At 75.1% G+C, this 11,531-nt stretch carries 11 protein-coding genes; 3 read left to right on the plus strand and 8 right to left on the minus strand.

Features of this window, described 5'->3' with window-relative positions:
• Positions 1 to 2: 2 nt before the first annotated feature.
• From ACZ499_RS13545 to ACZ499_RS13575, 7 genes are read right to left on the minus strand one after another with little or no spacing between them, the layout of a single operon-like run.
• Complete coding sequence (locus tag ACZ499_RS13545) at positions 3 to 1,124, minus strand: GNAT family N-acetyltransferase (protein ID WP_468674665.1); 1,122 nt, start codon at positions 1,122 to 1,124, stop codon at positions 3 to 5.
• Complete coding sequence (locus ACZ499_RS13550; protein WP_468674667.1) at positions 1,121 to 1,765, minus strand: YveK family protein; 645 nt, start codon at positions 1,763 to 1,765, stop codon at positions 1,121 to 1,123. Before ACZ499_RS13550 ends, ACZ499_RS13545 begins: the two co-directional genes overlap by 4 nt.
• Positions 1,762 to 2,952, minus strand: coding sequence for a glycosyltransferase (locus ACZ499_RS13555; RefSeq protein ID WP_468674668.1), 1,191 nt, complete (start codon positions 2,950 to 2,952; stop codon positions 1,762 to 1,764). The genes ACZ499_RS13550 and ACZ499_RS13555 overlap by 4 nt, the downstream gene beginning before the upstream one ends.
• Complete coding sequence (locus ACZ499_RS13560) at positions 2,949 to 3,749, minus strand: polysaccharide deacetylase family protein (RefSeq protein ID WP_468675015.1); 801 nt, start codon at positions 3,747 to 3,749, stop codon at positions 2,949 to 2,951. Before ACZ499_RS13560 ends, ACZ499_RS13555 begins: the two co-directional genes overlap by 4 nt.
• A 22-nt stretch (positions 3,750 to 3,771) precedes the next feature.
• Positions 3,772 to 5,571 carry a murein biosynthesis integral membrane protein MurJ gene (gene murJ / locus ACZ499_RS13565; RefSeq protein WP_468674670.1) on the minus strand — a complete coding sequence of 600 codons (1,800 nt, stop codon included), beginning with the start codon at positions 5,569 to 5,571 and terminating at the stop codon, positions 3,772 to 3,774.
• On the minus strand, positions 5,568 to 6,950 hold the full coding sequence (locus ACZ499_RS13570; RefSeq protein ID WP_468674671.1) for an O-antigen ligase family protein: 1,383 nt from the start codon (positions 6,948 to 6,950) through the stop codon (positions 5,568 to 5,570). The genes murJ and ACZ499_RS13570 overlap by 4 nt, the downstream gene beginning before the upstream one ends.
• Positions 6,951 to 6,952: 2 nt before the next feature.
• Entirely contained in the window at positions 6,953 to 8,344 is a 1,392-nt protein-coding gene (locus ACZ499_RS13575) for a sugar transferase (protein WP_468674673.1), read from the minus strand.
• A gap of 439 nt (positions 8,345 to 8,783) precedes the next feature.
• Between ACZ499_RS13575 and ACZ499_RS13580 the strand changes: the two genes are divergently transcribed.
• Positions 8,784 to 9,215: a zinc ribbon domain-containing protein gene (locus ACZ499_RS13580; RefSeq protein WP_468674675.1), complete on the plus strand. Its 432-nt coding sequence runs from the start codon at positions 8,784 to 8,786 to the stop codon at positions 9,213 to 9,215.
• Between the two features lie 98 nt (positions 9,216 to 9,313).
• Here ACZ499_RS13580 and ACZ499_RS13585 read toward each other — a convergent pair whose 3' ends face one another.
• The gene (locus tag ACZ499_RS13585; RefSeq protein WP_468674678.1) at positions 9,314 to 10,525 is read right to left on the minus strand and encodes a glycosyltransferase family 4 protein; all 1,212 of its coding nucleotides are present in this window, start codon (positions 10,523 to 10,525) and stop codon (positions 9,314 to 9,316) included.
• A gap of 284 nt (positions 10,526 to 10,809) precedes the next feature.
• Here ACZ499_RS13585 and ACZ499_RS13590 point away from each other — a divergent pair, with 284 nt between their 5' ends.
• On the plus strand, positions 10,810 to 11,028 hold the full coding sequence (locus tag ACZ499_RS13590; RefSeq protein ID WP_468674680.1) for a chaplin: 219 nt from the start codon (positions 10,810 to 10,812) through the stop codon (positions 11,026 to 11,028).
• 101 nt (positions 11,029 to 11,129) lie between these two features.
• Entirely contained in the window at positions 11,130 to 11,336 is a 207-nt protein-coding gene (locus tag ACZ499_RS13595; RefSeq protein WP_468674681.1) for a chaplin, read from the plus strand.
• Positions 11,337 to 11,531: the final 195 nt, after the last annotated feature.

The following is an 11,531-nucleotide window of genomic DNA, read 5'->3' on the forward strand; positions in this document are numbered from 1 at the left end:
GATCAGCGGCCGCCGGCCCGGCGCTCCCGCCACCCCCTCAGGTAACCCGCCGTCCACCGCCGCCCCCGTGCGTACCCCACGCAGCACCACAGCAGCGGGGCCGCGCGGGTGCCGCGGGCCAGGAGGAAGCGCTGGTTGCGGAGGGTGTCGGGGCGCCAGTGGTGCTTGTACGGCTCGTTGCCGCGCAGCATGCTCAGTACGGCGCGGCCGCTGCCGTCGAGGCGGCGGGTGGAGGCGCGCATCAGCATCGCCGCCACGTCCACCTTGCGCTCGCGCAGGGCGGGGTGGGCGCCGTAGAGGTAGCCGCCCGCCAGGAACGGTGACTGGAGGGTGAGTTCGGCGGCGACGATCTGCCCCTCCAGGTGGAACTCCGTCAGGACCGCCTCCCCCTGCGCCACCATCAGGCGTACCGACCGGGCCAGGTGCTCGGCGAACCGGGGGTGTACGTGTTCGGGAGTCACCCCGCGGCCCTGCCACTGCAACCGGTGCAGGGTGAGCAGGGAATCGAGGGCCGTCGCGACCTCCTCCGGCGGGACCGCCCGCTCCCGCACCCCCAGCGTGTCCACCTTGCGGAGTTTCGCGCGGACCCGCTGGGCCGCTTTCGCGGTGAGGCGGGTGAGGAGGTCGTCCATCGGGGCCGCGGGCAGCTCCAGGCACGCCGAGTCCGGCAGGTGGGCCCGCGCGCCGGGCCAGTGGGCGTGCAGCAGTTCGGCGGCGCCGCCCGGCCGTACCTCGCGGAGGTCGACGAGCGCGCCCCCCGCCGCCTCCCGCACCGCCGCCACCAGCGCCCGCGCCGCCTCGTCCCGGCAGCCGTCGTCCAGCAGTACGTCCGTGAAGTCGGAGATCGAGCCGCCCAGCGGCACCAGGGTGCGCAGCGGGCGGAAGAGCAGCATCAGCGGGGCCGCCGCGACCAGTTCGCCGCCCCGGCGCACCACGACGACGCGCAGCCGGCCGGTCACGCCGTACGACGTCCACCACGAGTGCAGCCAGGCGTGGCTCTGGAACGGGGTCGCCGTGCGGCAGCGGGCGTGCAGCCGCCGCCACTCGGGCGCCAGCGCCGCGAACCGGCCGGTGTCCGTGCACACTTCGGTCACCAGGGTGGTCCCCGACGCGACGACCGTCACCGGGCGCCCCCGTACGGCATCCCGGCAGGGGTGGCCGGAGCGGGCACGGGCGCGGGCTCGCGCCGCTTGGGCCGTACGAGCAGGATCAGGCCGCCCGCCAGGCCCCCGGCGCAGCCGCCCACCAGGGCGGTGAGCGAGGCGGGCGCCGACGACGGGTCGACGGGCTTCGCGGCTCGCGAGAACTGGACCAGACGTACGCCCGTGCTCGCCTCGGTGTGCATGCCGTTGACGGTCAGCGAGCGGGCCACCGCGTTGGCGATGTCGGCGGCCTCTCCCGGCCGCTGCGAGGTGCCCGTGATGGCGATCATCGGCGCGTCCGGCGAGGTCGCCGTCTGCACATTGCGGCGGATCGTGTCGGCGGGGACGCCCGCCCAGGCCTGCGCGTCGCCGATCACCGCGACCTGCGTCGCGACCCGCCCGTACGCCTGGGCGAAGCCCAGGGCGGTGGCGGGGTCCGACTTGCCGGTGGGCGTGACCACGACATAACTGGTCGCGCTGTACTCGGCCGGCCGCGCCAGCCCGTACACGCCGCCCGCCACTGTGCCGAGCAGCGCGCACGCGGACAGCGGCCACCATCTCGGCAGCGCCCGGGTGCCCCGGTGGGACCGCATCGGGCGCCACGCCCTGCGGGATTTGCTCATCGTGCGCTCACTCCTGAGGTGACTGAGGTGTCCGAAGGGACGGAAGGAACGTGCTTGCCGAGTACGGGAGTCGTGCCGTGCAGGGCCGCCTCGTAGACCGCCGTCAGGCGCGCCGCCGCAGCGGCCACCGTGTAGTGCTCCACGGCCGGGGGTACGGGGAGGCGTCCACCCGCCGTGTCGCGTACGGCCCGCAGGGCGTCGGTGAAGCCCGCCGCGTCGGCCCGTACCGCGCCCGGCGCCTGGCCGGGGGGCAGGTCGTCGACGGCGGGGCAGGTCGTGTAGACGACCGGGAGGCCCGCCGCCAGGGCCTCCACCACGGCGAGGCCGAACGCCTCGTCGGCGGAGGGGGAGGCGAGGACGTCCATCGCGGCGAGCAGGGAGGGCAGGTCGAGGCCCCCGCCCGTACCGCCGCCCGCGCCCTCGTACGCGCACTCGCCCGCGAAGCACACCCGCCCGGCCACCCCGAGCCGTGCCGCGAGCGCCCGCAGCGCCGCCTCCTGCTCCCCGCCGCCCACCAGCAGCAGATGCGCGCCGGGCAGGTGGGCCAGGTCCCGGACCAGGGTGTCGAAGCGTTTGCCCGCGACCAGGCGGCCGACCCCGCCGACGACGAAGGCGTCCTGCGGCAGGCCCAGGAGGGTGCGCGCCTGGGCCCGTCGAACCGCGTCGAAGCGGAAGCGGTCCGCGTCGATGCCGTTGGGCACCACGTGGATGCGGCGGGCGGGCACGCCCCACTCCCGCAGGCGCCGCGCGATCGTCGCGGAGACGGCGACCGTGGAGGTGCCGAGCCGCTCCGACGCCAAGTACAGCGCGCGCACCCCGGCGCCGAGCGGGCGGCCCTCGATGGTGGCGGCGCCGAGCGAGTGCTCGGTGGCCACGACCGCGCGCACCCCGGCGAGCCGGGCGGCGGCCCGCCCGTACAGGCAGGCGCGGTAGAGGTGGGTGTGGACCAGGTCGTAACGGCCCTGGCGGATCAGGCGGGTGAGGCGGGGGAGTGCGCTCAGGTCGCGGTTGCCGGTCATGCCGAGGTGTCTCACGTCCACCCCGTCGGCGGCCAGTCCCTCGGCGACGGCGCCCGGGTTGGTGAGGGTGACCACCTCGCAGGAGGCGGGCAACTGCCTTACCAGCAGGCGCAGTTGCTGTTCGGCGCCGCCCACGCCGAGGCCGGTGATGACGTGCAGGACTCTCACGGGGCCTCCGGGTCCGGTACGCGTGCGTCGCTCCGCTCGATCGGTTCGCTCGGTGCGCGCGGCGGGCCGAGCACCGACGGGCGGTCCTCGGGGACGAACCCGGCCCCCGGGCCGTCCCCGGGCGGGCGGCGGCGCCAGCGGTGCAGCCGGCGTTTGAGGTGCAGGCGCAGCGCGGTGTCGCTCTCGCCGATGTGGATGCGCGGCAGGGCGTAACGGCCGGTCAGGGGGCCGGGGTCGATGGCGCAGGCGTAGCTGTAGCCGGCCGCGCGCACCGCGTCGAGGGCCCGCTGGTCGACCGATCCGTACGGGTAGCAGAAGCCCAGCACGTCCCGGCCGGTGAGCGAGCGCAGCAGGGCGCGGCTCTCCTCGGTCTCGCGGCGCAGGGTGTCGTCGTCGGCGGTGGTGAGGTCGGTGTGGAGCAGGCCGTGCGAGCCGATCTCCATGCCCCAGGTCAGGGCGCGCCGGATGCCGTGCTCGTCCAGGAGGAGGCGGCGCGGGCCGAGCGGGTCCCAGTCGTTGGCGCCACCCAGGCGCCCGGGCAGGGCGAAGAGGGTGGCGGTGCAGTCGTAGCGGCGCAACAGCGGCAGCGCCTCCTCGGCGAAGTCCGCGTACCCGTCGTCGAAGGTGAGGCCCACCAGGCGGGTGCCGCCGCCGGCCGCGCGGGCCCGCAGCAGCCGGGCCATGCCGACACCGAGCAGCCCCCGGGCGCGCAGCCAGCGCAGCTGCCGCTGCAGACGGCGGGGGGTGACGGTGATGTTGTACGGGTCGTCGGCGCGGGCGCCGACCGAGTGGTACATCGCAGCCCACAGGGCAGGGGTGTCAACGGGCATGCTTCAGCCTTCGGGTGACGGGGCGGGACATCAGACGGAGCAGGGTCAGAAGGAGGGCGAGGGGGTCGAGGCCGCGTACGCGGGCGGCGCGGGCCAGGGCGAGGAAGACGATCACGGCCGCCAGCGCGCCGGTGGCGATCGCGGCGACCGGGTCGGCGACGCGGGCCGCGCACCACCAGCAGACGGCGGTCGCCCCGGCCCCGGCGGCGGCCAGTTTCAGCAGTTCGCCGCCGACCCGGCCCCGGGCGAGCCCGACCGAGCGGCGGTCGGTGCCGGCGAGCAGCAGCAGGGCGCCGGTCACGATGCCGAGCGCGTTGGCGGCGGCGATGCCGCGCGCCCCCCAGAGGGGCGCGGCCCACGCCCCGGCGGCGGCCGTCACCGCGAGGCACACCAGCATGGTGGCGGCCGGGTACCAGGTGGGGCGGGCCGCCGAGAAGTAGGAGCGGACCAGGACGCCCACCATGGTCTGGGCGAGCAGGCCCAGTGCGTACACGCGCATCACGGAGGCGGTGGCGGCGGTGTCGGCCGGCCCGAACGCGCCGCGCTGGAACAGCACTTCGACGATCTGCGGGGCGCAGCCGATGACGACGGCGCCGCCGAGCAGCACGATCGCGCCCGCCGCCATCAGGTCGCCCTCGACGCGCCGCCGGGCAACCTCGGTCTCGCCCGCCGCCAGCGCCCGGGCGACCACGGGGAAGGTGACCGTGCAGAGCATCAGGGAGAGCACCATCGGCATCTGCGCCACTTTCTGGGCGTAGTTGAGGTGCGAGATGGCCCCGGCGGGCAGCGGTGCCGCGAGATGGCGCTCGACGAGGGTCTGGCACTGGCGGCTGAGCGCGAAGACGACGACGGGGGCGACCATGGCCAGGCGCAGGGCGCCGGTGGGCTGCTTCGGGGCGGAGTGCTTCGGGGCGGAGTGCTTCTTGGGGCCGGGCAGTGCGCGGGGCGCGGGCAGTCTGCGGGATCCGGGGCCCGAATGCCGGCCGCGACCCCGGCCGCCGCGCGGGCGTCCGGCGCGCCCCAGCAGGCCGTGCAGCCACCCGTCGCCCCACTGCGCTCCGGGCCGCCCCGTCCGCCGCATCCCCCGCCACAGCGACGGCGCCTGGGCCGCCACCATCAGGCAGCCGCCGGCCGCGACCCCGGCCGCCGCCGCCCGTACGCCCCAGTGGCCGCCGAAGGTGAGCAGCACGGTGATGATGCCGACGTTGTACGCCACGTAGATCGTCGCCGGGGCGAGAAAGCGGCCGTGGCCGCGCAGCGCGGCGCTGCAGTATCCGGCGAGCCCGAAGGTGAGCGCGCAGGTCGTGGTGAGGCGGGTGCAGTCGACGGCCAGATCCGGCTCGGGCAGCCCCGGCGCGAGCAGCTCCACCAGGGCGGGCGCCGTCGCGATCAGCAGCGCCGCGACCCCGGTCAGCGCCAGCATGAGGCGGGGCAGGGTGGCCGCGACCAGCGCCCGGACCGGGTCGGGGCCGCCGTGCCCGCGTCGCACCGCCGCGAGGCTGAACGCCGGTACGAGCACGAGGGCGAGCCCGTCCTCGATGAGCAGCGTGGCCGCGACCTCCGGCACCGTCCACGCCACCAGGAACGCGTCGGTGCCGGTGTCCGCGCCGAAGACGTGCGCGAACGTCTGGTCGCGCAGCAGCCCGAGCACCGCCCCCGCCACCGTCAGCGCGGCGGTGACGGCGGCCGCCCGGGCCAGGAACCCGCCGGAGGGGGAGTGCAGGCGGTGGTCATCGGTCTGACGGTCCGTCGGCGCGGGCCCGGGCAGCGTACGGGAGGCGTCGCTCATCGCCGCGGGGCCTCCCCGGCACCGTCCCGGCGCGCCAGCGCCCACCACGCGGCCAGGCCGAGCGCGAAGGCGGTCAGGATGGTGGAGGGGCCGCCGATGTCGCCGTAGAAGAAGTCGACGAGGAGCCAGAGGAGGAGGCCGGTGGCCGCCAGTCCGCAGTCCCTGTCCCCGTGGTGGCCCGGGGCCCTGGCCGCCGTGTACAGCCGTCGCAGTGCGCACACGAGGAGCGCCGCCCAGCCCGCCACCAGCGTGCACACCCCCACCAGGCCCTGCTCGCTCAGGACCAGGAGGTACATGTTGTGCGGGGAGAGCAGCGGCTGGCGGCGGAAGGCGGCGCCCGCGCCCGCCGTGTCGCTGCCGGAGGACAGGGCGAGCGGGGCGTGGCTGTCGCGGTGGGCCGGGAAGCCCTTGAGGCCGACGCCGGTCAGCGGCGACTCGCGCCACATCCCGGCGGCCGCGCTCCACAGCGTGTACCGGTCGGTGACCGACTGGTCGGGTGCGTCGGCCACTTGGGTGATGCTGGTCAGGCGCTCCTGGAGCAGCGCGGTCCCGGCCCCGGCGCCGCCCACCACGACCACGGCGAGCGCGACGGCGGTCACCGCGACGCGCAGGGCCCGCCGTACGCCCGCCAGGAGCAGCACCACCACGCAGGTGACGGCCGTCGCGATCCAGGCGCCCCGGCTGAACGACAGCGCGAGCGGCAGGAGCAGCAGCCCCGCGCACACCAGCGCCGCCGGACGCTGGGCGCGGCCCGCGCGGGCGCCGGGGGCGAGCGCGAAGGCGACCGCGGCCACCAGCCCGTAGGCGACGACGGTGGCCATGCCCATGATGTCGGAGGCGCCGAAGGTGCCGACCGCGCGGATGTCCTCGCCCATGTACGAGGCGCCGGTCACGGTGAGGTACTGGTGGACGCCCACCGCGCCCTCGAACAGGGCGAGCGCCACCAGCGCCGCGGTGACCACCGTGAAGTCGCGCCGGTCGCGCACCAGGAGCAGCACCGAGACGGGTACGAGGACGAAGATCTGGAGGTAGCGGGCCATCCCGGCGAGCGCCTCGCCCGGGTCCCCGGCTCCGGCGGCGGCCACCGCGATCCCGGCGGCGGCCACCGCGAACACCCCGGCCGCGAGCCGCGTCAGGGGCCGCGCCCCGGACCGCAGCGACGAGCCGAGCGCCCACAGGACGAGGACGCCGGAGGCGGCGTCCGCGAGGGTTCCGGTGCCCGAGTCCTCGGCGCCCGCGCCGCCCGGTGGCGGCACCGCGAGCAGGGCGAGGACGGCGAGCAGCGGCAGCAGGTGCGCGTGGCGGCGTACGGCGGCCGTGGTCAAGGCGGCCGCGGGCGGGGCTGCGGTCCCGGGCATCGCCGCCGCGGTCTCACCCATCGTCAGCTCCCCGTCGGACGTGCCAGGGACGCCGCCGTGCGCAGCAGCACGCACACGTCCTGCCAGGGCGACCAGTGGTCGATGTAGTAGTTGTCGTACCTGGCCCGGTCCTCGATGGAGGTGTCCCCGCGCAGCCCCTCGACCTGGGCGAGACCGGTGATGCCGACCGGCATCCGGTGCCGGGCCGGGTAGCCGGGGAGGGTCTGGCCGAACTGCGCGACGAAGTAGGGCCGTTCGGGGCGCGGCCCCACCAGGCTCATGTCGCCGCGCACCACGTTCCACAGGTTGAGGAGCTCGTCCAGCGAGGTCAGCCGCATGACGCGGCCGGTGCGGCTCATCCGCTCGTCGCCGGCGACGCTCCAGCGGGTGGCGGCCTCGTGGGTGTCGGCGGGGCGCAGCGTACGGAACTTGCAGAGCGTGAAGGGGCGCCCGTCGCGTCCCACGCGCTCCTGGCGGAACACCACGCCGGGTCCGTCGCTGGTGCGCAGCAGCACCGCGCACACCGCGAGCACGGGCGTGGTGAGCAGCAGCGCGGGCAGGGCCACGCACAGGTCGAGCAGCCGCTTCACGGCGAACCCCGGACGGCTCATGCCGGCCGCCTGCACCCGGCGCACGGGGAACCCGGCGAGCTGGGCGCCCCGCACCGTCCCGCCGCCCGCCCCGGGGGCGCGGGTGTCGACGTACCACAGGGCGCAGCCCCAGCCCTCCAGTTGGCGCAGCAGTACGGAGTGGGAGGGGTCGGCGGCGTCCGGGTCGGTGAACAGGATGTCGCGGACGCTGTTCTGGATGACCGCGCGCTGCACCTCCTCGATGGTGCGCAGCACCGGCACCCCGGTCGGTTCGGGCACCGGCTGGAGCACCGGGACCACGACGCCGACGGGCCGGATCCCGCCCTGCGGGCGCCGCCCGAGCGCGGCCGTCACCCTGAGCGCCGCCGTCGCCGGGCCCACCACGAGGGCGGAGCGCGGTGAGCGCGCGGCGCGCCGCCTGCGCACCCCGTACGCCCCGGCCCGCGCCGCCACGCTCACCGCCGTCTGTACGGCGCAGGAGGCGGCGAGCACCGAGAGCCCGAGCGCGGGTCCCGGCCGCACGGCCGCGAGCACGCACCACGCGACGGCCGCCCGGAAGACGATCGCGGGCACCTCGTCGAGGACGCCGCGCGCCACGGTGATCCCGCCCGGCCGGTACAGCCCGGCGTGCCCGTTCAGGACGAGCACGCACAGCACCAGCGCGGCGGCCGCCGGGCGCGGCAGTCCCGCGCCGCCGGCCGCCGCCCCGAGCAGCACGGCGCAGCCGTCCGCGGCCATCAGGACGGTGTCCGTACGGGGCCGGGGCGCGGCCCGCGCGGGCAGCGGCGGCGGGGCGGCGGACGCCCTGCCGGGCCCCGCCACCACCGAAACGGCCCCCGCCGCACCCCCGCCGCCCCGGCGCGGACCCGCCGGGGAAGGAACGCCCCCTCCTGGGGAGGGGACGGTGTGGTCCGCAGTCACCGGATGTCTCGCTTGGAATCTCGGCCCTTTGGAGGGGGCGGGAACGATGTTCTTGGGCTGGTGGCGCGAAGCGCCCCCGCATCACTCCGGCTATACCGGAGCCCCTGGTCAGCGGGCATTGTCAGCGGCTCCGGTTACGGTGAACGGGTGAAGGTCGTGGTGCAGGTGAAGCTGTTGCCGGCGCCCGCTCAGGCGGCGGCACTCGAGGCGGCCCTGCATGCCTGCAACGCTGCGGCCAATCGGGCCTCTGAGGTCGCGTTCCGGACGGGCAAGCGGTCCCGGAACGATCTCCAGAGGGAGACAGGGCAAGCAGACACGTTCGGCAACCCGCCGGGCCACACGCATGTCGAAGCGCGAGGCGAGGCACGCCACCCGTACCAATCACACCATCAGCAAGGAGATCGTGGCCGTCGCCCAACGCACCGGTCGTGACCTTGCCCTTGAGGAGCTCAGCGGCATCCGCGAACGGGTACGGCCCTCCCGCGACCAGCGGGCCGCGCTCTCTTCCTGGCCGTTTCACCAACTCGGTGGATTCCTCGCCTACAAGGCGGAGCGTGCCGGGGTGCCGTTCCTTGAGGTGAACGCGGCGTACACGTCGCAGCGCTGTCCGCGCTGCGGCGACGCCGAGCGGGCCGACCGGCCCACGCGGGACCTCTTCCGCTGTCGTCGGTGCGGCCTCGCTGGGCCCGCCGACCACGTCGCCGGGGTCAGCGTGCGCAGCCGCGCACGCTCGGCGTGGGGCTTCGTCAGCAGTCCCGCACTGCAAGGCACATAACCTCGTTTCTTGTGGTGGATGCGACCCGTGACCGCCCTGTCGTGGGGGGCGGTCGGGAGCGCGAAGCGATGTGAAAGCCGGGCTACGAGTCCGGCTCCTCAACATCGGCTGGTTGACTTGTCGGTGGGTTCCCTGCACTCGGAGCGCCGGGCGCCGGACAGTTCGCGGTAGAGGTCCGCGATCGCTTCCGCCGTCTGGCGTACATCGTGGGTGGTGGTCACGTGCTGGTGGCCCTGGTCGCCCAGGGCGGTGCGCAGCGGCGCGTTGACGAGCAGCGCGCCGACGGACCGGGCCAGCGCCTGCGGGCTGTCCGGTGGGACGAGGCAGAACAGCGCGTGCCCGGGCGGCAGGCTCTGCGAGGAGCCGCCCACATCAGTAACGACGACGGGTTTCTGGCAGGCCATCGCCTCCAGGGGCGCGAGCGCCATGCCCTCCCAGCGGGACGGCAGGACGATCACGTCGGCGGCCCGGTACCAGGGGGTGACATCGTCGATGGCCCCGGCGAACAGGACGGACGGGGGCGCGGCCGCCCGCAGGGCCGCTTCGTCGGGGCCGTCGCCGACCAGGACGAGGCGGGCGGCGGGCAGTTCGGCGGACAGCGCCCGCCAGGCGTCGAGGAGCACGTCCTGGCCTTTTTGGCGGCACAGCCGCCCCACGCACACCACCAGCGGCGCGTCCGCGTCCACCCCTCGGAGCGCGGCGAGCTGCGCGCGCGGGTTCTCGCCGGGTGCGGGCGGGCGGTAGCGGTCGAGGTCGACGCCGTTGGGGACGACGACCGCGCGGCTACGGACCCCGGCGCGCTCGCCGGTGCGGCGCTCGCCCTCGCTGACGCAGACCACCCGCGCCGTCCAGCGCACCGCGGCCCGCTCCCACGCGCGCGAGGCGAGCGCGACGGGGCCGGTGACGGCCTCGAACGACCAGGCGTGCGGCTGGAACACGGTCGGCACCCGCCCGCGCACCGCGAGCCGCGCGGCCACCCCGGCCTTGGCGCTGTGCGCGTGGACGACGTCGGGCCGGATGCGGCGGATGAGGCGGGCGGCCCGGAGGGTCTCGCCGAGCAGGCCAGGGCCCGGGGCGCGGGTCGCCTCCCAGGTGTACGTGTCGGCGCCGAGCCGGGCCGCTTCCGCGCCCAGGCGCCCCGCGCCCGGGCAGGCCACCGACACCCGCATTCCGCGCAGGAGCTGATCCCGCACCAGGTCGGCGACGACCCGGGCCACTCCGCCGTCGACGGGCTGCACGAGGTGCAGGACGTGTACGGGCCCGGGCCCGGGTCCGGCTTCGGCCTCGGCCTCGGGGAATTGCGGCTGCACGCGCAGTCACTCCGCTCATCTGAAGGTATTCGTATAAGCGGACCGTCGAACGGGTGTCGTTCCCCGGGGTCGGTCACGGAATTCTGAATTGCTGAGCCGGATGGCTGAGCATCCGACTTACTGCCGTTTCGCTTGGTCAATGGGTGGGGAGCAACTGTAGCCGTATTCATCGCCGGGGATCGTCATGAATGTGTTTCGGAGTGTCCCATCGGGTGATCATCCGTATCCGATCGTAAAGCGGCCTCGTTGAGGAATGCCCTGCTTTGGCGTGAAAGGAAAAAGTGATGAATCGAATTGCCAAGTCCGTGGCAATGGTGGGTACGAGCGCCGGTGTCGCGGGCGCCGACAGCCACGCGGACGGCAAGGCGGCCCACTTCCCGGGCGTCCTGTCCGGCGACCTCATCCAGGTGCCGTTCCATGTGCCCGTCAACGTCTGCGGAAGCACCGTCAACGTGATCGGCCTGCCGAACCCCGCCTTCGGCCACACCTGCATCAACCGCTGAGTTCACCCGGTCGGGCCACAACCCGGGGCCTGGTCTGCGTTGATCGGTAGGCCGGGCGAGAACGCCCGGCCACAGCTCCACATCAAGAGGAGCGCTTCTTCATGTCGCGTACCGCCAAGGCTCTCGCCCTCTCCGCCGCTGCCGCCGCCGACAGCCACGCGTCGGGCGAGGCGGCCCACTTCCCGGGCATCCTGTCCGGCGACCTCGTCCAGGTGCCGGTCCACGTGCCCGTCAACGTCTGCGGGAACTCCGTCAACGTGATCGGCCTGCCGAACCCGGCCTTCGGGAACGTCCGCAAGAACGACTGACGTTCCCTCACGTCAGGCCGCACGGCCCTGCCGTACGCAGACCGCCTTTCCCCTGCGGGGGAAAGGCGGTCTCGGCATCACACGCACGAGGCGCCGGTCCCGGACGGGAACGGGGCCTCCTGCTGTACGGGTGACCGGATACAACCCCCTGGGCGGGGAGGGGAAGATGCGTTTCTTACGAGTATCGGTGTGGCC

The sequence above is a fragment of the Streptomyces sp. NPDC031265 genome, from assembly GCF_055570295.1.

Excerpts from the sequence above, each read along its gene's own strand:
- ACZ499_RS13550 (WP_468674667.1), bottom strand. The coding sequence starts at position 1,765 with ATGAGCAAATCCCGCAGGGCGTGGCGCCCGATGCGGTCCCACCGGGGC.
- ACZ499_RS13560 (WP_468675015.1), bottom strand. The coding sequence starts at position 3,749 with ATGTACCACTCGGTCGGCGCCCGCGCCGACGACCCGTACAACATCACC.
- murJ (WP_468674670.1), bottom strand. The coding sequence starts at position 5,571 with ATGAGCGACGCCTCCCGTACGCTGCCCGGGCCCGCGCCGACGGACCGT.
- ACZ499_RS13570 (WP_468674671.1), bottom strand. The coding sequence starts at position 6,950 with ATGGGTGAGACCGCGGCGGCGATGCCCGGGACCGCAGCCCCGCCCGCG.
- ACZ499_RS13580 (WP_468674675.1), top strand. The coding sequence starts at position 8,784 with ATGTCGAAGCGCGAGGCGAGGCACGCCACCCGTACCAATCACACCATC.
- ACZ499_RS13590 (WP_468674680.1), top strand. The coding sequence starts at position 10,810 with ATGAATCGAATTGCCAAGTCCGTGGCAATGGTGGGTACGAGCGCCGGT.
- ACZ499_RS13595 (WP_468674681.1), top strand. The coding sequence starts at position 11,130 with ATGTCGCGTACCGCCAAGGCTCTCGCCCTCTCCGCCGCTGCCGCCGCC.